This is a genomic window from Micromonospora sp. CNZ280 (assembly GCF_011759515.1).
On the sequence record NZ_JAAOYP010000001.1, the window covers coordinates 2583779 to 2601108 of the forward strand.

The 17330-nt window shown below is 73.1% G+C and carries 21 protein-coding genes and 1 pseudogene; 10 read left to right on the top strand and 12 right to left on the bottom strand.

Features of this window, described 5'->3' with window-relative positions; translation table 11 throughout:
• Nucleotides 1-37 precede the first annotated feature (37 nt).
• Nucleotides 38-1282: a helix-turn-helix domain-containing protein gene (locus FHX32_RS12330; protein ID WP_167181141.1), complete on the top strand. Its 1245-nt coding sequence runs from the start codon at nucleotides 38-40 to the stop codon at nucleotides 1280-1282.
• A gap of 515 nt (nucleotides 1283-1797) precedes the next feature.
• On the top strand, nucleotides 1798-2118 hold the full coding sequence (locus FHX32_RS12335; protein ID WP_167181142.1) for a TraR/DksA family transcriptional regulator: 321 nt from the start codon (nucleotides 1798-1800) through the stop codon (nucleotides 2116-2118).
• Between the two features lie 26 nt (nucleotides 2119-2144).
• Here the strand turns inward: FHX32_RS12335 and FHX32_RS35030 are convergent, their stop codons facing one another.
• The gene (locus FHX32_RS35030) at nucleotides 2145-3107 is read right to left on the bottom strand and encodes a sensor histidine kinase (RefSeq protein WP_167181144.1); all 963 of its coding nucleotides are present in this window, start codon (nucleotides 3105-3107) and stop codon (nucleotides 2145-2147) included.
• On the bottom strand, nucleotides 3104-3937 hold the full coding sequence (locus tag FHX32_RS35035) for an MEDS domain-containing protein (RefSeq protein ID WP_167181146.1): 834 nt from the start codon (nucleotides 3935-3937) through the stop codon (nucleotides 3104-3106). Before FHX32_RS35035 ends, FHX32_RS35030 begins: the two co-directional genes overlap by 4 nt.
• A gap of 184 nt (nucleotides 3938-4121) precedes the next feature.
• Here FHX32_RS35035 and FHX32_RS12350 point away from each other — a divergent pair, with 184 nt between their 5' ends.
• Nucleotides 4122-5030: an LLM class flavin-dependent oxidoreductase gene (locus tag FHX32_RS12350; protein ID WP_167181148.1), complete on the top strand. Its 909-nt coding sequence runs from the start codon at nucleotides 4122-4124 to the stop codon at nucleotides 5028-5030.
• Between the two features lie 58 nt (nucleotides 5031-5088).
• Here the strand turns inward: FHX32_RS12350 and FHX32_RS12355 are convergent, their stop codons facing one another.
• Together FHX32_RS12355 and FHX32_RS12360 are read right to left on the bottom strand one after the other, a co-directional pair.
• Nucleotides 5089-5613, bottom strand: a complete 525-nt coding sequence (locus tag FHX32_RS12355) for a YetF domain-containing protein (protein ID WP_167181150.1) — start codon at nucleotides 5611-5613, stop codon at nucleotides 5089-5091.
• A gap of 47 nt (nucleotides 5614-5660) precedes the next feature.
• Nucleotides 5661-6218: an ATP-binding protein gene (locus FHX32_RS12360; protein ID WP_208418053.1), complete on the bottom strand. Its 558-nt coding sequence runs from the start codon at nucleotides 6216-6218 to the stop codon at nucleotides 5661-5663.
• 161 nt (nucleotides 6219-6379) lie between these two features.
• Here FHX32_RS12360 and FHX32_RS12365 point away from each other — a divergent pair.
• A pseudogene (locus tag FHX32_RS12365) lies at nucleotides 6380-6517 on the top strand (four-helix bundle copper-binding protein); the annotation flags it as partial.
• 73 nt (nucleotides 6518-6590) lie between these two features.
• Here the strand turns inward: FHX32_RS12365 and FHX32_RS12370 are convergent.
• Nucleotides 6591-6749: a hypothetical protein gene (locus FHX32_RS12370; protein WP_167181152.1), complete on the bottom strand. Its 159-nt coding sequence runs from the start codon at nucleotides 6747-6749 to the stop codon at nucleotides 6591-6593.
• A gap of 351 nt (nucleotides 6750-7100) precedes the next feature.
• Nucleotides 7101-8039 carry an HTH domain-containing protein gene (locus FHX32_RS12375; RefSeq protein ID WP_167181154.1) on the bottom strand — a complete coding sequence of 313 codons (939 nt, stop codon included), beginning with the start codon at nucleotides 8037-8039 and terminating at the stop codon, nucleotides 7101-7103.
• Between the two features lie 161 nt (nucleotides 8040-8200).
• On the opposite strand from FHX32_RS12375, the gene FHX32_RS12380 reads away from it, so the two are divergent.
• The gene (locus FHX32_RS12380) at nucleotides 8201-8632 is read left to right on the top strand and encodes an SRPBCC family protein (RefSeq protein WP_167181156.1); all 432 of its coding nucleotides are present in this window, start codon (nucleotides 8201-8203) and stop codon (nucleotides 8630-8632) included.
• A gap of 89 nt (nucleotides 8633-8721) precedes the next feature.
• Here the strand turns inward: FHX32_RS12380 and FHX32_RS12385 are convergent, their stop codons facing one another.
• Nucleotides 8722-8982 (bottom strand): hypothetical protein, encoded by a 261-nt coding sequence (locus tag FHX32_RS12385; RefSeq protein WP_208418054.1) that lies wholly within the window; start codon nucleotides 8980-8982, stop codon nucleotides 8722-8724.
• A gap of 323 nt (nucleotides 8983-9305) precedes the next feature.
• Here FHX32_RS12385 and FHX32_RS12390 point away from each other — a divergent pair, with 323 nt between their 5' ends.
• Complete coding sequence (locus FHX32_RS12390; protein WP_167181158.1) at nucleotides 9306-10034, top strand: alpha/beta fold hydrolase; 729 nt, start codon at nucleotides 9306-9308, stop codon at nucleotides 10032-10034.
• 7 nt (nucleotides 10035-10041) lie between these two features.
• On the opposite strand, the gene FHX32_RS12395 is transcribed toward FHX32_RS12390, so the two are convergent.
• On the bottom strand, nucleotides 10042-10533 hold the full coding sequence (locus FHX32_RS12395) for a hypothetical protein (RefSeq protein WP_167181160.1): 492 nt from the start codon (nucleotides 10531-10533) through the stop codon (nucleotides 10042-10044).
• A gap of 292 nt (nucleotides 10534-10825) precedes the next feature.
• On the opposite strand from FHX32_RS12395, the gene FHX32_RS12400 reads away from it, so the two are divergent.
• The 3 genes from FHX32_RS12400 to FHX32_RS12410 all read left to right on the top strand — a co-directional run bounded on the left by FHX32_RS12400 (nucleotide 10826) and on the right by FHX32_RS12410 (nucleotide 13704).
• Nucleotides 10826-12142 (top strand): hemolysin family protein, encoded by a 1317-nt coding sequence (locus FHX32_RS12400; RefSeq protein ID WP_167181162.1) that lies wholly within the window; start codon nucleotides 10826-10828, stop codon nucleotides 12140-12142.
• A 168-nt stretch (nucleotides 12143-12310) separates the two neighbouring features.
• Complete coding sequence (locus FHX32_RS12405; RefSeq protein ID WP_167181164.1) at nucleotides 12311-12583, top strand: GlsB/YeaQ/YmgE family stress response membrane protein; 273 nt, start codon at nucleotides 12311-12313, stop codon at nucleotides 12581-12583.
• 254 nt (nucleotides 12584-12837) lie between these two features.
• Nucleotides 12838-13704: a cation diffusion facilitator family transporter gene (locus FHX32_RS12410; RefSeq protein ID WP_486481018.1), complete on the top strand. Its 867-nt coding sequence runs from the start codon at nucleotides 12838-12840 to the stop codon at nucleotides 13702-13704.
• A gap of 186 nt (nucleotides 13705-13890) precedes the next feature.
• Here FHX32_RS12410 and FHX32_RS12415 read toward each other — a convergent pair whose 3' ends face one another.
• Both FHX32_RS12415 and FHX32_RS12420 read right to left on the bottom strand, forming a co-directional pair.
• The gene (locus tag FHX32_RS12415; RefSeq protein WP_167181166.1) at nucleotides 13891-14358 is read right to left on the bottom strand and encodes an SAM-dependent methyltransferase; all 468 of its coding nucleotides are present in this window, start codon (nucleotides 14356-14358) and stop codon (nucleotides 13891-13893) included.
• A 132-nt stretch (nucleotides 14359-14490) separates the two neighbouring features.
• Entirely contained in the window at nucleotides 14491-15393 is a 903-nt protein-coding gene (locus tag FHX32_RS12420) for an NADP-dependent oxidoreductase (protein WP_167181168.1), read from the bottom strand.
• Nucleotides 15394-15498: 105 nt separating this feature from the next.
• Between FHX32_RS12420 and FHX32_RS12425 the strand changes: the two genes are divergently transcribed.
• Nucleotides 15499-15897: a winged helix-turn-helix transcriptional regulator gene (locus tag FHX32_RS12425; RefSeq protein WP_167181170.1), complete on the top strand. Its 399-nt coding sequence runs from the start codon at nucleotides 15499-15501 to the stop codon at nucleotides 15895-15897.
• 180 nt (nucleotides 15898-16077) lie between these two features.
• Here FHX32_RS12425 and FHX32_RS12430 read toward each other — a convergent pair whose 3' ends face one another.
• Nucleotides 16078-16755 (bottom strand): response regulator transcription factor, encoded by a 678-nt coding sequence (locus tag FHX32_RS12430; RefSeq protein WP_167181172.1) that lies wholly within the window; start codon nucleotides 16753-16755, stop codon nucleotides 16078-16080.
• Complete coding sequence (locus FHX32_RS35040) at nucleotides 16752-17327, bottom strand: sensor histidine kinase (protein ID WP_486481019.1); 576 nt, start codon at nucleotides 17325-17327, stop codon at nucleotides 16752-16754. The genes FHX32_RS12430 and FHX32_RS35040 overlap by 4 nt, the downstream gene beginning before the upstream one ends.
• Between the last annotated feature and the right edge of the window lie 3 nt (nucleotides 17328-17330).

Sequence of the window (17330 nt, forward strand, 5' to 3'; positions counted from 1 at the left end):
CGGTGGGCGCCGAGACCAGGTCCGAGGGAGTCGGTGGATGACCGGCGCAGTCCGGCGGCCCGGCCCGGGACGGTGGGCCGACGCGGGTCACGACGACGCCTGGCTGGCAGAGGTCGCGCGGGGTGCCAGCGCGGACGCCGGCGGGGTGCCGGTGGAGCTGCTCGGCGACTACCTGCCGCTGCTGGCGGAGGCCGCGGTGACCGGGCGGCGGCCCCGGCGCGGTGAACTCGACGCGGTCGGCGCGCTGGGCCGGCGGGCCGCCGAACAGGGCGTGTCGGCGGGTCGCGCGGTGCAGCTGTACCTGTCCGCGGCGCGCCGGCTGTGGCAGCAGTCGCCGCAGTTGGCGCGCGCCACCGACAGCGAGGTGGTACGGGCGGCGGCCGAGGCGGTGCTGCACGTCGTCGACGCGGCGGTGGCCACCCTGGCCGAGGGCTTCGCGGTGGCCCGCCGGGAACTGGTCCGCCGGGAGGAGGCGCTGCGCCGGGAACTCGTCGACGACCTGCTGCGCGGCGACTCGGACCTCGGCGGGCTGGTGGAGCGCGCCGAGCCGTTCGGGCTGGACCTGGCGCGGGTGCACCAGGTGGCGCTGGCCGCGCCGCGCCGCCGGCTGCCCGACACGGACGCGGCGATCAGCGCCCTGGAGGCGGTCATCTTCGACCGGTTGGGCGACCGGGACGTGCTGGTCGCCACCAAGGAGGGGCTGCTCGTGGTGATCGCCCCGGCCGACGCGGTGGCCGCCGACCGGGCGGCCGGCGGCGCTCCGGTCGCTGACCTGGGCCGGTTGATGCACGCCGAACTGGACCGGCTGCCGCGGGGCCGGCCGTGGCAGGTGGCGGTCGGCCGCCCGCACCCCGGGCTGTACGGCATCGCCCGCTCCTACGAGGAGGCCCGGGAGGCGCTGACCATGGCCCAGCGGCTGAACGCCGACACCGCCGTCGTCGACGCCCACGACCTGCTCATCTACCGTGTCCTGCTGCGCGACCAGCCGGCCATGGTCGACCTGGTACGGGCGGTGCTCAGCCCGCTGAGCCGCAGCCGGGGCGGCGCGGAGCCGCTGCTGGACACCCTCGACGCGTACTTCGCCACCGGTGGGGTGTCCACCGAGGCAGCCCGCCGGCTGCACGTGTCGGTCCGTACGGTGACCTACCGGCTGGCCCGGGTCCGGTCGCTCACCGGGCACGACCCGACCGACCCCGGTGACCGGTTCACCCTCCAGGCCGCGGTCTTCGGGGCCCGGGCGCTGGACTGGCCGGCGCAGCCGCTGCCCGGCCCGGCCTCCTGAGCCCGTCAGGCGGGGCCGGGCGGCGTGCCGCCGGGCCGCTACCTGTCCGGCGGTCGGCAATCTGAGGGCCGGTTGTTGGCCGACGGTGGGCACTGTCCGGCCGTCGTTTTCGGCCGACTCTGGAGGTCCGAGGTGTTCCCGACCGGCGAGGAGGCGGTGATGACGACCAGCGTGGTGGCTGTGCCACCTTCGCCACCCGGTCGGCCGCCGATCCCGGACGCCGGCCGCCGGAAGCGCGTGATCGCCGGTCCGGGCGGATGTCCGCCGACCGGGGTCACGGGATCGCCTCGCCGATCCGGGACCTGACGCTCCGCCGGACCGACCAGCCCTTCCCGGCCGCCGCGCTGTTGCCGCGACGGCCGACGCGCAGTTTCGTCTCCGGCCCGAAGTCTCCGGTCCCGTCGCATCCGATCTCACCCCGCAGGCCGCCCGACGCGGCGGCCGCCCCGCATCCACCCCGCGGCCCGCCCGGCGATCCCGGGGATCCCGCGCACCACCGAAAGGAAGACACGACCATGACGGACACCGTCAGCAACCGCACCGAGGCCCTGCGTGACCTTCTGGAGCGGCAGTTCCAGAGCTACACCGACCAGCTCGCGGAACTCACCATCCACAGCCGGCAGCCGGAACACGGCGGCCACGACCCCGACACGCTGCGCGGCCTGATGGAGACCGCCCGGCAGGGGGTCGCGGACACGGCGCAGGCGCTGCAGCGGATGTCCGAGGGCAGCTACGGCCTCTGCGAGCGGTGCGGGGGCGAGATCCCGGTCGCCCGGCTGGAGATCCTGCCCTGGGCCCGGTTCTGCGTGCCCTGCCAGTCGCGCCAGGGCAACTGACCGCGCTCCGGTGACCCCGGCGGCGGTCAGCCGCCGTGGTGCGGGTTGCCGGCGGTCAGCCGCAGCGTGAAGCCGTCCTCGCCACGCTGCACGGTGACGTGGTTGCAGGACTGGTAGGTGATCCACAGGCCGAGGCCGCCCGGGTCGCCGTCGCCGACCGGCAGCAGGCCGGCGAAGGGGTCCCGGGGCCCGACGCCGCCGTCGCTGACGGTCACCACGATCCGGTCGTCGCCGGGCCAGAGCCGGATCCGGACCGGGGGAACGCCGTACCGCTGCGCGTTGGTGACCGTCTCGCTCACCGCGACCACCAGGTCCTCGACGTCGTCGAGTGGCAGCAGGCCCCGGTCGACGGCGTGCACGGCGGCGCGGGCCTGGGCCGCCGTCGGGTCGGTCAGCTCGACCGCCGGCGGCGCCGCCTGGAGCGGATCCGGCACCACCGGGTGGTTCTCCAGCAGGTACCGGGCCGGTGGGGTGTACGCCGGACTGGGCACGTGCCGGCCGTCGGGCGTGGCGTACCGGGGGTGGGTCCGGGCCACGTCGGCCAGCACCGCCGCCGGGGTGATCCGGCTGTCGTACGCGCACATGCTCCACAGCGGGAACTCGTCGTACGCGTGGTTGATCGCCGCCTCGTACCGGGCCCACCAGTCCCAGGTCGGGCCGAACGACATCGGCGGCAGCTCGCCGACGATCCGGATCTGGCCGGCGCCGTTGGCCACCTGCTCGGCCAGCAGCCGCCGGTAGGACCGGATCGCGGCGGTCGGCCGGGCGTACACGTCGCCGCCGGGCAGGAACTCGACCTTCAGTCCCGGGGGCAACGCCGACCGGACCAGCCCGGCGGTGCGCTCGCCCAGCGCGACGAAGGTCGGCTCGCCCGCCTCGGCGCCGCCGATCAGGAAGGGCAGCAGGACGGCGAGCAGTTCGTCGTCGCTGTCGTAGCGGACGGCCTCGTGGTAGTAGCCCTGGTGGCCGGCCGCGGCTCCGGTCCTCACCGGGTCACCTCCACCCGCAGCCGAGGCAGGTCCAGCAGGCCGACCAGCCGGGCCACGGCGGGGCGGCTGGTCCGCAGCACCGCTGTGGCGGAGCGGCGGTGCGCGTACTCGTCCAGGTGCACCAGCGAGCGGTGGTCGAGGAATCGCAGGCCGGTCGCGCGCAGCACCAGCTCGCCTTCGGTCGGGCGCAGGTCGGCCCGCGCCAGGGCGATGCCGAACAGCTCGTGCTGGGACGGGTCCAGCTCGCCGGCGAGCGCGGCGTGCCCCTCGCCCGGGGCGACCGCGTACAGCCGGAACTGCAGGTCCTCGACGTTGCTCTCGGGATGGAGGCTGGCCAGCTCGGCGACCGCCCGGGTGCCCAGCTCGGGCCGGTGGTAGGCGCACATCGCGCGGAACGGCCGGCTCCGCATGTAGCGGTCGACCTGGTGCTCGTAGCGGGCGAACGCGTCGAGCTGCGCCGGGGTGCGCACCAGCGCGGTGGCCTCGGCGACGACGCGCAGCCCGGTGTGACCGGCGGCCAGGGCCCGGTCGGTGGCGGCGGCGTAGGCGGCCACCTGGTTCGCCGGGTCGACGGTCCGGCCGTCGGCGTACGTCGCGTCGAGCGGGACCACCTCGGCGGTGCCGCGGCGCAGCGCGTCGGCGAGCGCGCCGACCCGGCGCAGCCGGGCCAGCACCGATTCCGGCTCGTCCGGCGTGACGTACCAGACCCGTTCGCCGGCCGTGAGGCCCGCGAGCAGGTACGCCTCGGCGTACCCGCGCAGGGTGCCGGGATCGTCGTAGGCCCAGCACACGTGGCCGTGCGACACGTCCGGCCGCTGGTCATCGATCATGCTGGTCGCCCCACGCCGCCCAGTGTAGGCCGACCTGGGGCGGTGGCCGGCGGCGCGCGGGCGGGGCGCACCGGTGAGTGGGCGCCGGACCCGGGCGACGAGCCAACCCCGGGCCGCGCGGAACCCGTTCCCAGCGGGCGGCATGCCGGCCCGGCGGGTCGGGGCCGCGAGCGAGGATGGCGTCATGACCGACTACGGGCACGAGTTGATGTTCGGCACCTTCGTCACGCCCACCGCACAGCCCGCCCGGCAGGCCGTCGACCTCGCCGTGCTGGCCGATCGCGCCGGGCTCGACCTGGTCACCTTCCAGGACCACCCGTACCAGCCCCGGTTCCACGACACCTGGACCCTGCTGAGCTACGTGGCCGCGCGGACCGAGCGGGTCCATCTCAGCGGCAACGTGATCAACCTGCCGCTGCGCCAGCCGGCGGTGCTCGCCCGCAGCGCGGCCAGCCTCGACCTGCTCAGCGGCGGCCGGTTCGAGCTGGGCCTCGGGGCGGGCGCGTTCTGGGAGGCCATCGAGGCCATGGGCGGCCGACGACTCGACCCCGGCGACGCGATCGGCGCGCTGGCCGAGGCGATCGAGGTCATCCGCGCGACCTGGGCCGCCGACCAGCCCGGCGCGGTCCGGGTAAAGGGGGAGTACTACCAGGTGAATGGCGCCAAACGGGGCCCGGCGCCGGCCCACCGGATCGACGTCTGGCTGGGCGCGTACAAGCCGCGGATGCTGCGGCTGACCGGGCGGCTGGCGGACGGCTGGCTGCCGAGCCTGGCGTACCTGCCGGGCGGGGTGGCCGACCTCGCCGAGTCGAACCGGGTCATCGACGATGCCGCGGCCGCCGCGGACCGCCAGCCCGCGGCGGTACGCCGGCTGCTGAACATCGCCGGGCGGTTCGCCGACACCGGCCGGGCCCTGCTGGACGGACCGCCCGAGCAGTGGGCGGAGGACCTCGCCGGACTGACCCTCGAACACGGCATCAGCGCCTTCATCCTCGCCACCGACGACCCCGCCACCACCGAGCGGTTCGCGGCCGAGGTGGTGCCGGCCACCCGGGAACTGGTGGCCGAGGAGCGCGCCCGCCGAGCGGGTTGACCCCGGCGCCCGACCCGCGACGTGGTCGCGTCCGGGGCGAGGTGGTCCGAGTGCCCGCTCACCCCGCCGGGCTCCGCCGGGACTTCTTCCGCGGCCTGTCCCCGCCGGCCGGGATGACGCTGAACTGGCCGTCCGGCTCCATCCGGACCTCGCGTACCTCGCTGAGGTCGGCGATGCCCTGCTCCCGCAACTCGGAGTGGAGTTCCTCGTCGGTGATGAACTCCCGGCGCAGGTTGCGGCGCAGGATCCGGCCGTCCTGGACGAGCACCAGCGAGTTCGGCCGGATCAGCCGGGCCGCGGCCGGCCACCAGTAGGCCACCACGTCCAGCAGGTACGACCAGCCGATGATCACCGCCACCAGGAGCACGCCGTCGGTGACGGACCGGTAGTCGTCCGCCATGCCGTTCTGCGCGGCGTCGGCGAGCAGCACGATGACCAGCAGGTTGGTGACACCGGTGGTGCCGCTCTCCCGCTTCAGGATCACCCGGAGCAGGACGAACAGCGACAGGTACATGACGCTGCCCCGGGCGACGATCTCCAGCAGCGGCGTGTCCGGGCGGAACACGCTTCCCCAGTCGGTCACGGCGGCGCCTACCCGCCGGCCGGTACGCCATTCCTCGGGGCGTGCGGTCAGGGCTGCGCCGGGCCCGCCGGGTCGGCATCGGCCGGATGACCGGAGTCCGCACTGCCCGGCGCGGCCGGATGAGCGGAGTCCGCACTGGCCGGCGCGGCCGGATGAGCGGAGTCCGGGCCGGTCAGGCAGACGCTCACGGTGGCGGTGAGGCCGTCCGGACGGCGGGTGAGCATCAGCCCGCCGGTCAGCTCACGGGCCAGCCACAGGCCGCGCCCGCCGGGCACGTCCGCCGCGGGCAGCCGCACCGCTTCGGCGTCCGTGCCGGTGCCGTGGTCGTGCACCTCGCACACCAGCACGTCCTCCTGGCGGAGCAACTCGACCCGGCCCGAACCGCCGCCGTGCCGCACCGCGTTGGTCACCAGCTCGTGCACGGCCAGGACGAAGTCCTCGGCGTCGTCGCCGGCGAGGCCAGCGTCCGCGACGTGGCGGACCAGCGCGTGGCGTACCTCGGTCGCCGTCGCGGCGGTGAACGCGTGCGCCCACAGCGGGACCGACCGGTCCCCCACCGGCGCGCCGTCCGTCAGCTCGGCGCCGTCCGCCTGCCCAGGCCGCATACGGGCAGGATACGGGGGTTCTCCGACGGCGCGACCGTTGCGCGACAGCAAGTAGCGCGGACGGTACCGGTGGCCGGGTCGCGTCGGGGACCGGGACGCCGACGGGGCATGCCGGCCGGCCCGGCGGGTAGGGGCCCAGGGGTCAGCCGCAGCGTGCTGAGGCCTGCGCCACCGCGTGCAAGTCCTGCGGCGAGGAGTGTGCCCGGCACGCGGACAAGCACGAGCACTTCCGCGTCTGCGCGGACGCCTGCCGCGCCTGCGAACGGGCGTGCCGGGAGCTGCTCGCCACCATGAGCTGAGCGCCCGCTCAGCCGCGTCCGGCATGACGCGGCGCCAGCACCCGGGTCGGGTGCTGGCGCCGGCGCGGCCGGGTCAGCCCCGGGCCTCCCGCTTGGCGGCCTGCGGCGAGGCGCCCTTGTCGACCTTCTTCATGGCCTGACGCAACTGGCCCTCGGTCATCTTCGAGTTGCCCTGGATGCCCTTGTCGTGGGCTTGCTGGCGCAGGTCGTGAAGCCGAGTCCGGTCAGCCATGTCAACCTCCCTCTGAACACGGTGCGAGAGGGGTCTCGCGCCGTTCGAACCCGCTGCCTTCCCGGCCCCGGCCGGCGCAAACCGGGTCCGGGCCCGACCGGTCGCGGCATGGCCGCCTGGGCGGGGCGTCCTGTTGCGGTGGGTACCACCGGTTTCAGACCCGGTGGGCGGGGCAGCGTGTGACGATCGGACTCGTGACGCCGTATGGCGGGAGGAAGCGGATCGTGGTTGACCGGATCGCCGATCCGTGGCGGTCGAGGACGCCGTAGCCGACGGTCAGCAGGGTGTAGAACAGTCCCAGGTCGGCACCCGCGCCCTCGTGATCGCCGGTCGGCCGGGTGTGGCGGGCGCTCAGTACCGGTCCAGGAGCCAGCGGCCGAGGGTGCGCAACCGGTCGGTGAGGGTGGCCGGTTCGACGACGTCGAGGTCCAGGTTGAGGTAGATGAGCCAGCGGGCGGCCCAGTCGAGGTCGTCGGTGCCGAAGTGGAGCTCGCAACCGTCACCATTGTCGACCACGGTGGCGACGCTCGGGTCCACCAGATCACGGACGAGGTCGGCCGACGTGTGGACCCGCACCCGGACCCGGTGGCGCCACGGCCCGTGGGCGAGCGTGTCGGCGACGAACGCGGCGGCGTCGGAGGGTGGCTCGGGCACCGGGAACCGGGTGCCGAGCGGCTGGACGTGGTCGATCCGGTCGAGGGCGTAGACCCGCCAGCGCTCGGCGTCGCGCGGGCAGGCGACGAGGTGCCAGTGACGGCCCAGGGTGACGAGCCGGTGCGGCTGCACCTCGACCGGGGTGGCCGGCGCGGTGTCGTGGCGGCGGTGCCGGATCCGGACGGCCTCACCGGACCGGCAGGCGAGCGCGGCCGGGACCAGCACGTCGCGGCCGGCACGGCGGCGGGACCGGCCCGGCGGTGCCTGCACGTCGGCGAGGGCGCTGAGCCGGGTACGCCAGCGCGCCGGCACGACCTGGGTGAGCTTGGCCAGGGCGGTGGTCGCGGCGGCGTCGAACCCTTCGACGGCGACCGCCGCGCGCAGGCCGAGGGCGACGGCGGTCACCTCGTCCGCGTCGAGCAGCAGTGGTGGCATCGTGCGGCCGGACGCGATCCGGTAGCCGCCGGTCCGGCCGGCCTCGGCGTCGATCTGGTAGCCGAGCTCGCGCAGGTGCGCGACGTCGCGCCGCGCGGTGCGCTCGGTGACGCCGAGCCGGGCCGCGAGCTGGGTGGCGGAGATGCCCGGGCGCGACTGCAGCAGGGCGAGCGTCTCGAGGCGGCGGTTGGTCGTGCTCATCTGACGAGGATCCCCTGCATACCCTGAAGGTATCTGTCCGGGTAGCGGGGCATCCTGGACGGCATGACAGAGACGTTGCTGTTGGGGCCGGTCGCGCGGGTGGCCGAGCTGGCCGTGGCGGGAGCCCTGGTCGAGGTCAGCGCGGTCGCGGCGGTGACCCGGTGAGTGCCGGCTGGCGGCGGGCCGAGGTCGGGCGCACCCGCGACGCCGGCTGGCAGATCGGGGTGTCCAGGACGATCGACCGCCCGGTCGAGGACGTCTGGACCTTCATCACCTCGCCCGCGGGCATCGCGATCTGGCTGGGCGACGGCGTCACGGTGCTGTCGGAGCGCGGCGCGGGCTACCAGACCGCGGCCGGTGTGCGGGGCGAGACCCGCAGCTTCCGGGAGCTGGACCGGGTCCGGCTCACCTGGCAGCCGCCCGACTGGATACACGACACGACGCTGCAACTGGCGGTCACGTCTGCGGGCGAGGGGCGGGCGCGGCTGACGGTCCATCAGGAACGGCTGGCCGACGCCGCCGAACGCGAGCAGCAGCGCCGTCACTGGCAGGGCGTCGTCAACGCGATCGTGGCGGCACTGACCGGACCTTGAAACGCGACCTCGTACCGTCAGCCGCAGCAGAACCACGGCAGCCCGACGAGCGCGGCGTCGCAGTTGCCGAGCGCTCCGCCGCTGTTCCGTCAGTTGCGGTGAGCAGCCGCTCGCGCGTCGGCCCGGCCGCGCCGTGCCCGCATGCGCGATCGGACGGCCCGGCCGATCAGCACGGCGGAGATCACGCCCGGTCCGCAGTGGACGGCCAGCACGCCGCCCAGGCTGGGCCCACCCCAGTCGTTGCGATAGCTGGCCGGATCGCTGAAGTCGATCACGAACGGCTCGGCGAGCGCCCGTGCGATGAGGTAGAGGCCGAACACCGTGCCGACAACGACGAGAACCTTCTTCATGAGCGCGACGGTAGGGCTCACGGTTCGGCGTCCGCGTCACTTCCCGGTAGCACCGTCGGGTAGCTCCCGAGTACGACGCGGCGCTCGACGTCACCCCCCAGGTGACGCGATCCCGACCGCGCGGCCGCGTCCTGCCGTCATATGGGGTGGAAAGGTGCCCAGCAGACGGCCTGGCCGAGAAGCTTCGCCATCACAATCAGTACCCGCCGAGAAGCCCGGGGCCACCAGCCGTTTCACCGTCGCACCGTGGGTAATCAGCCGACCCGGTGCAGGTCGAGCGCAGTACGCACACAACGTCGTCCGTGGGCAAGGAGTTGGTCGTCGTGTCGGATCAGAGGCTCGCTGTCGTCCTCGTCCACGGCGCGTTCGCCGAGTCGGCGAGCTGGAACGGTGTGATCGAGCGGCTCGGTCCTGCCTACTTCGTGGTGGCCGCCGCCAACCCGCTGCGCGGCGTCGCCGGGGACGCGGCCTACGTGCGGGACGTGGTACGAGGGATCGGCGGTCCGGTTGTGCTCGTCGGCCATTCGTACGGCGGCATGGTGATCACGGAGGCGGCGGCGGACGACCCGGCGGTGCGTGCCCTGGTCTACGTCAACGCGTTCTGCCCGGACACCGGTGAGTCGGCGCTCACGCTCTCCGGAAAGTTCCCCGGCAGCACGCTCGCCGACACCCTCGTCTCCTATCCGGTGGCCACCGGCGGCAACGAGGTGGCGATCGGCCAGGACGCCTACCACGCGCAGTTTGCCGCGGACGTACCCGACGACATGGCGGCGCTGATGGCGCGGACGCAGCGGGCGGTGACCGAGCAGGCGCTCGGCGACGGCCTGGCGACGGCTGCTCCGCCGTGGCGGTCGTTGCCCACCTGGTTCGTGTTCGGTGACGCGGACCGCAACATCCCGGTCGCCGCGCACCGTTTCATGGCCGAACGCGCCGGCGCCCGCGGCGTCCGGGAGGTCGCCGGCGCCTCCCACGCGATGGCGGTGTCCCAGCCCGGCGAGGTCGCCCAGTCCATCACCGAAGCGGTACGAGGCGTCGGGCCCGGCTCGTCCTGAGACATGGTCAGCCCTCGTCCGGCGGCGTCAAGGAGCGGCTGGCGGTGGGTGGGGCAGCGGGTGGCGCCTTCTGGGCGTAGGCCGTCGAAGATGATGGCCAGGCGCCGTGCACGAAGGTGATATCCCGCCCGCCGCCGACGACCTGGCCGAGCAGGTCGGGCAGCGTCACGAGCAGCACGGCCGGGATCAGTCGGGGCGTCAGGCGGACCAGGGCCTGCCAGAGGGGCTTGGTGGCAGACCGGCGCGCCCAGGCGCCGCTGGTGATAGCCCCGGTCAGCCTGCTGGCCGGGCGCCGCACCCCCCGCGGACGATGCCCGCGCTGACGGTGGTCGGCATCGCCGCGCTGCTGGACGTCGCCTACGGCCTGGCCACCGCCGACGGGCGGGGGGTCGATCTGCCCGTGCTCGCCCTGGTCGTCGCCCTGCCGTGGTCGCTCGGGCGCACCCTGCGCCAGCAGAACCCGCTCGTGGTGGTCAGCGCCGAGCAGGCCCCGCTCCAAGAGCGCGAGGCCGCGTTGGTCGCTGCCGGCGGCGATGGTCAGGTCGGCGCGAGGGCGTCGCCGCGGCAGGCCAGGCGGATACTCCCGGCGACGGTGACGGCCCCGGCGAGGACGAACCCCGATACTCCACGCGAGCGGTCCAGGGCGGGGCAGTCAGGGTCGACACTGGCGGCGGGTTCCACGGTTGGCGCCGGAAGTGCCACCGATGTTGGACGGACCACCATGGGCGGGTGTCGGGGGCGGCTACGGTTGGTGCTCCGGAGGGTCCGGTCGAGGAGGCGTCGAACAGGCCGTGGGCGGCTATGGCGTGCAGGTCACGCTGGTGTTCGTGTTGGTGTTGGTGAACGCGATGTTCGCGGGCAGCGAGATGGCGTTGGTGTCGCTGCGGGAGAGCCAACTGCAGCGCCTGGAGCGGACCTCTCGGGCGGGCCGGGTGCTGGCGAAGCTGGCGCGGGACCCGAACCGGTTCCTGGCCACCATTCAGATCGGCATCACCCTGGCCGGGTTCCTCGCCTCGGCGGCCGCGGCGGTGTCCCTCGCGGCACCGCTGGTGAGGCCGCTGGGGTTCCTCGGGTCGGCAGCGGAGCCGGTCGCGATCGTCATTGTGACGATCCTGTTGACCTTCGTCACGCTGGTGTTCGGTGAACTGGCGCCGAAGCGGATCGCGATGCAGCGGGCGGAGGGCTGGGCGCTGCTGGTCGCCCGTCCCCTCGATGCGTTGTCGGCGTTTTCGCGCCCGGCGGTGTGGCTGCTGAGCAGAGCCAGCGACGCGGTCGTGCGGCTGACCGGTGGTGACCCCCGCGCCCGGCGGGAGGAGGTCACCACCGAGGAGCTGCGGGACATGGTCGCCGCGCAGCGCAACCTCACTCCCGAACACCGGATGATCATTTCGGGAGCATTCGAGGTGGCCGAGCGGATCCTTCGGGAAATCCTGGTCCCGCGCCGCGAGGTGGTCACCCTGTCGATGTCGCTGTCGGCACCGCAGGCGCTACGGGAGCTGGGCAGGTCGGGGCAGACCCGCGCGCCGGTGGTGGGCCGTGGCGGGCTCGACGACACGGTCGGCGTGGTGCACATGCGCGACCTGCTCGACCGGGACGGCCCGGTCGCCGAGCAGGCCAGCCCGCCGTTGTATCTGCCGGAGACGTTGCGCGTGACCGAGGCGATCCGGGAGATGCGCGCACAGCGGCAGCAGTTCGCCCTCGTCGTGGACGAGCGGGGCTCCATCGACGGGATCGTGACGATGGAGGACCTGGTCGAGGAGATCGTCGGGGAGATCTACGACGAGACCGACCGGGACGTGCAGGCTGTCGTCCGGGAGGCGGACGGGGCGCTGCTGATGCCGGGTGGCTTCCCGCTGCACGACCTGACCGACGTGGGCATCGACCTCGACGAGCACACCCTCGAAGTGGGCGAGTACACCACGGTGGCCGGTCTGGTCCTCGCGCACCTCGGCCACATCCCGAAGACGCCCGGCGAAGTCATCGAGCTGCCCGGCCTGTCCGCCGAGGTGGCGGAGGTGACCGGGCGGGCCATCACCCGGGTGCGCCTGCGCACCACGCCGAAGCGCGGCGACGAGCACGAGGCCGGCGAGAACGAGGCGAGTCCCTGATCAAGGCCGGGGAGGCGCCGGCGCGTTGATCTCGTTGCGGCGCAGGATTGGCCCGCGGTTGCATGACAGGTGTGTGAAGAAGTGCCGGCGTGTTATCGGGAAGGTTTCGCCAGCGGGACCGCAGGGGCACAGTGACCCCGGCAGACAACCTCTGGAGGGACGGCTCTCGTGGAAGTTACCGGCTTCTTCACCGCCATCATCATCGGTCTGATCATCGGCGCTCTCGGCCGCCTGGTGGTGCCGGGTAAGCAAAACATTCCGATCTGGCTGACCCTGGTCATCGGCGTGGTCGCCGCGATCCTCGGCACGCTCGTCGCCGGTGCTCTCGGCGTGGACGACACCGCCGGCATCGACTGGATCGAGTTGGCCCTTCAGGTGGCCGTCGCCGCGATCGGCGTCGCGGTCGCCGCCGGCGCCTACGGCCGCCGCCGGATCCACTGATCTGAACAGCGTGTGCCCGGCCTGTCCCTGTGGGACGGGCCGGCGCGTGCTGCCAGCGTGATAGCGGCAGACACCGGCCCGGGGCCGGCCCGGTGTCACAGGCACACTGACCACCCCATCCGACGATGTGACGAGGGGGAACGGACCGATGGCGGCTGAGGGCAGTACCAAGGCTGTGGTAACGGCGCTGGTGGCGAACCTGGGGCATCGCGGTCAGCAAGTTCGTCGCCGCAGGCATCACCGGATCGGCGTCGATGCTCGCCGAAGGCGTGCACTCGGTCGCGGACTCCACCAACCAGGCGCTGCTGCTCGTCGGGGGCAAGCGCGCCCGCCGCGCTCCCACCGCACTGCACCCGTTCGGCTACGCCCGCGAGCGCTACGTCTACTCGTTCATCGTCGCGATCATCCTGTTCAGCATCGGCGGCCTCTACGCCCTCTGCGAGGGCTACCACAAGATCAGCAACCCGCAGGAGCTGACCTCACCGCTGATCGCCGTCGCCGTCCTGCTGATCGCGATCGCCTTGGAGGGCTACGCCCTGCGCACCGCGGTCAAGGAGGCCAACAAGGTCCGCGGCAAGCGGGGCTGGGTCTCCTTCGTCCGCCACGCCCGCGCCCCCGAACTGCCGGTGATCCTCCCCGAGGACGCCGGCGCCCTGCTCGGCCTGCTCTTCGCAATGTCCGGCGTCGGCCTGAGCGTGCTCACCGGCAACGCCCTGTTCGACGGCATCGCCACCCTGTGCATCGGCGTCCTGCTGGTTGCCATCGCCGCCATCCTCGCCGTCGAGACCAAGAGCCTGCTCATCGGCGAGGCCGCCCTGCCCGAAGAGGTCACCGCGATCCACACCGAACTGGTCGCCACCCCCGGCGTCGACCGCGTCATCCACCTGCGCACCCTGCACCTCGGCCCCGACGAACTCCTCGTCGCGGCGAAGATCGCCATCGGCACCGCCGACCGGGGAGCCGACGTCGCCGCCACCATCGACGACGCCGAGGCACGGATCCGCCGGGTCCTGCCCACCGCCACGGCGATCTACCTCGAACCCGACATCGACCGGCAGCCCAACCCCACCGGCGCCGCCGCACCCGGCCTCAGCCGCCACTTCCCAACAAACGTCACCTAGAGGGCCTTTCGGTCATCGAGGGGCATGCGGCCCGATGCCGCCGGGGCGGACGGGGTGCCACCAGCGGTGCGATCGCGGCCCAGAGTTCGTCCGAGACGATCCACGGCGGCTGCTCACCCCTCCTCACGTCCGGACAGAACGATCCTCACGTCTCGAAGGACACGCCCAACATGATTAGTTGGAGCTCTAAGGCTGGAAGTACTCCGACATCAGGTGGCTGACCCATTCCGGCTGCTGGACGTTCACCGGCAGGAACTCGGCCATCGTTGGCTTCAGGTCGATGACGGGGGTGCCCGACACCGCATCGAGGCCGACCACCGTCAGTTCACGGCCGCGTACGGATTCGATCGCACAGCACGTCACCCCGATGCGGTTCGGTCGGCGGGGACCGCGACCGGCGAAGACGCCGACGGGCGGGAGGTCGGCGCGACCGCGGTTCGGGCGGGGCTCGCGGTAGTCGTCGTGCTCCGGGAACTGGTCGAAGATGAACAGCACGTCGACGTGGGAGAAGCCCTCCAGCCCTTGCAGGCAGGCGTCCCCGAAGCGCTCGTCGATGCTGATCGTGCTGCGGACGGCGCCCCAGTGGTCGCTGTGCTGGACATGGGTCCTGTCGTTCCGGACCGTACCGATCGGGTTGATCTCGAAGCTGAGCATGGAGAGGCTGTTCCCTTCAGTGAATGCGATCCTCGGCCGCCGGCGAGCATGCCGGCGGCGGCCAGCATGAACCAGCCCAGCAGGTGCGGTGCGGCCCCAGCCAGCAGGAGACGGCGGAGGTCTGACTGGGGGTCATGGGACGATCACCACGCCGCCGCGGACGCCGCCTTGGGCCAGCCGGTCGTGCGCGGCCGCGGCGTCGGCGAAGGAATACACGCCGGCGACCCGAAGCGGGATGTCGCCGCTGGTAACGAGGTCGACCAGTTCGCCCAGCCGCGATCCGTCCGGTTGCACCTCCAGCGCGAAGGTCCGGATGTTCCGCACCGGTTCCGGGCGAAGCGGAGGCGACGCGGCCACGTAGCCGCCGCCGTCGCGGACGAGGCCGAGCAGCGAGGGGCCGATCACCGCCAGGTCGATGACCGCGTCGAACGTCCCCGTCGGGGCGTCCGAGCGCGACAGGAATGTCGCGCCCTGCGACTCCACGAACGCACGGTCGTCGGTTCCGGCGAGTCCCGTGGCGTGCAGGCCGGTCGCGCGGGCCAGCGCCAGGACGAACCCGCCGACCTGCCCGGCGGCGCCGGTGACGAGCACGGTTGAACCCGCCGGGACCGCGAGCAGGTCGAGGGCCTGGGCGGCGGCGAGGCCGTTGGTCGGCAGGGTCGCCGCCTCGGTGGCGGGGACGCCAGCGGGTGCGGTGGTCAGCCAGGCCGCGTCGAGCACCACGTACTCCGCGTGGGCACCGACCGTGGTTTGCAGCCATGGCGAGAAGCCGATGACCTTGTCGCCGATCGTGAACTGCTTGACTGCCGGGTCGACCGCGTCGACGGTGCCGGCCACATCCCAGCCGGGCGTGTACGGCAGGCCGGTCGGCAGCGGAGCCGGGAACCGACCGGAGCGGATCATCAGGTCGACCGGGTGGACGACGGACGCAGCGACCCGCACCCGTACCTGCCCCGGCCCCGGCTCGGGCACCGGCACGTCGGCCACGTGCAGGACCTCCGGCCCGCCGAACTGTGCATAGCTGACTGCGCGCATCGCTGTCTCCCTGGTGGGCTCTCGTGATCGCCAAGACCGTAGGAATCAGCGGGCGGTGTCAGGAAGTAGGTACTGTGAAGTGCCTAGGGCACCGGGGAGGGCGGGATGGCGACGACGACCGCGGCACAACGCCGCGCCCAGGCCAAACGTGACTACGACGCGTTCCTGGAACAGTGCCCGACCCGCGAGCTGTTGAGCAGGCTTACCGACAAGTGGGTCGCACTGGTGATCCCGGCCCTCGCCGACGGCCCGCAGCGGCACAGCGAACTCGCCGCCCGCATCGCCGGCGTCAGCCAGAAGATGCTCACTCAGACCCTGCGCACGCTGGAGCGCGACGGTTTGGTCACCCGCACGGTCACGGCCTCGGTACCGGTCCGCGTCGACTACGAACTCACCCCGCTCGGCCATGAACTGTTTCCGGTCATGATCGCGATCAAGAACTGGGCGGAGATGCACATGGAGCGGGTCTTCGAAGCCCGCGCCCAGTTCGACGCACGCGCCTGAACCTCCTCAAGGCGGCGCAACGTGTCCGCTCATCGGCTGTGCGGACGCTTGGGGACCGCTGCCAACCCGGGTGAACCAATGCCAACGCGGGTCACCGCGTCGACCGCCGGTCGCAGAGCCAGCGGGTCGGCCCCCGAATGCTTCGATCTCGGCTCGGTACTGTCGATCGACGCCGGCGGGCTATGCCGATGTTGCCGGGTTGATCAGTCCTGTCTGGTAGGCGAGGACGACGGCTTGGACGCGGTCGCGGAGCCCGAGTTTGGCGAGGATGTGGGCCACATGGGTTTTGATGGTCGCTTCGGACACGGTGAGTCGGTCGGCGATTTCGGCGTTGTTGAGGCCCTCGGCCAGCAGGTGCAGGACTTCGAGCTCGCGGGCGGTCAGGGCGGCCAGGTCGCGGGGAATGGTGGGCGTCTCGCTGTGGTGGCGGCGGGCGAACCGTTCGACGAGGCGGCGAGTGATCGTGGGCGCGAGGAGCGCGTCGCCGGTGCGGACCAGCCGGACGGCGGCGAGTAGGTGTTCGGGGCTGACGTCTTTGAGGAGGAAGCCGCTGGCTCCGGCGGTCAGCGCCGTGTACACGTACTCGTCGAGGTCGAAGGTGGTCAGCATGATCACGCTTGGCTGGTCGGCGGCGGCGCCGGTGAGGATGCGCCGGGTGGCCTCCAGGCCGTCCAGCTCGGGCATTCGGATGTCCATGAGGACCACGTCGGGGCGGGTGCGCCGGACGGCGTCGACCGCTTCACTGCCGTTGGTGGCCTCGGCGACCACGTCAATGCCGTCGCTGGTCAGGATCATCCGGAAGCCGGCCCGGACCAGCGCCTGATCGTCAGCGATCACGACGCGTTGCGGCGGGGTCACGGGGCCTCCAGGGGGATCTGTGCGTGAACGCGGTAGCCGCCGGTGGGGCGTGGCTCGGCGTGCAGGGTTCCACCGTAGACGGCAAGACGTTCCCGGAGTCCGACCAGCCCGCGTCCGCTGCCGGTCGCTGCCGGACCGCGCGCCGCGCCGCTGGTGTTGACCACCTCCACGCGTAGGTGGTCGGCGCGGTAGTCGACGGCGACGGTCGCGGACGCGCCGGCCGCGTGTTTGACGGTGTTCGTCAGCGCCTCCTGCACCACCCGGTAGGCCGCCAGCTGGATCCCGTCGGGCACGGGACGGGGCTGCCCGGTCACGCGCAGCTGGACCGGTACGCCGCTGGCCCGTACGCCGGCGACGAGTGCGTCCAGCCGGTCGAGGCCGGGTTGGGGTGCGAGGTCGGCGGTGCCGGCCGGGTCGGGGCCGTCGGCGGTCATCGTCAGCAGCCCCATCACGTGGCGCAGCTCGGACATTGCCGCCCGGCCGCCGGCCTCGACCGCGAGCAGCGCCTCGCGGGCCTGCGCCTGGTCGGCCGCCATCACCCTCCGAGCAGCGCCGGCCTGGATGACCATCATGCT

Coding starts and splice junctions, on each gene's coding strand:
- FHX32_RS12330 (WP_167181141.1), top strand. CDS start 38: ATGACCGGCGCAGTCCGGCGGCCCGGCCCGGGACGGTGGGCCGACGCG.
- FHX32_RS12335 (WP_167181142.1), top strand. CDS start 1,798: ATGACGGACACCGTCAGCAACCGCACCGAGGCCCTGCGTGACCTTCTG.
- FHX32_RS35035 (WP_167181146.1), bottom strand. CDS start 3,937: ATGATCGATGACCAGCGGCCGGACGTGTCGCACGGCCACGTGTGCTGG.
- FHX32_RS12350 (WP_167181148.1), top strand. CDS start 4,122: ATGACCGACTACGGGCACGAGTTGATGTTCGGCACCTTCGTCACGCCC.
- FHX32_RS12360 (WP_208418053.1), bottom strand. CDS start 6,218: ATGCGGCCTGGGCAGGCGGACGGCGCCGAGCTGACGGACGGCGCGCCG.
- FHX32_RS12370 (WP_167181152.1), bottom strand. CDS start 6,749: ATGGCTGACCGGACTCGGCTTCACGACCTGCGCCAGCAAGCCCACGAC.
- FHX32_RS12375 (WP_167181154.1), bottom strand. CDS start 8,039: ATGAGCACGACCAACCGCCGCCTCGAGACGCTCGCCCTGCTGCAGTCG.
- FHX32_RS12385 (WP_208418054.1), bottom strand. CDS start 8,982: ATGAAGAAGGTTCTCGTCGTTGTCGGCACGGTGTTCGGCCTCTACCTC.
- FHX32_RS12410 (WP_486481018.1), top strand. CDS start 12,838: ATGCTCGCCGAAGGCGTGCACTCGGTCGCGGACTCCACCAACCAGGCG.
- FHX32_RS12415 (WP_167181166.1), bottom strand. CDS start 14,358: ATGCTCAGCTTCGAGATCAACCCGATCGGTACGGTCCGGAACGACAGG.
- FHX32_RS12420 (WP_167181168.1), bottom strand. CDS start 15,393: ATGCGCGCAGTCAGCTATGCACAGTTCGGCGGGCCGGAGGTCCTGCAC.
- FHX32_RS12425 (WP_167181170.1), top strand. CDS start 15,499: ATGGCGACGACGACCGCGGCACAACGCCGCGCCCAGGCCAAACGTGAC.
- FHX32_RS35040 (WP_486481019.1), bottom strand. CDS start 17,327: ATGATGGTCATCCAGGCCGGCGCTGCTCGGAGGGTGATGGCGGCCGAC.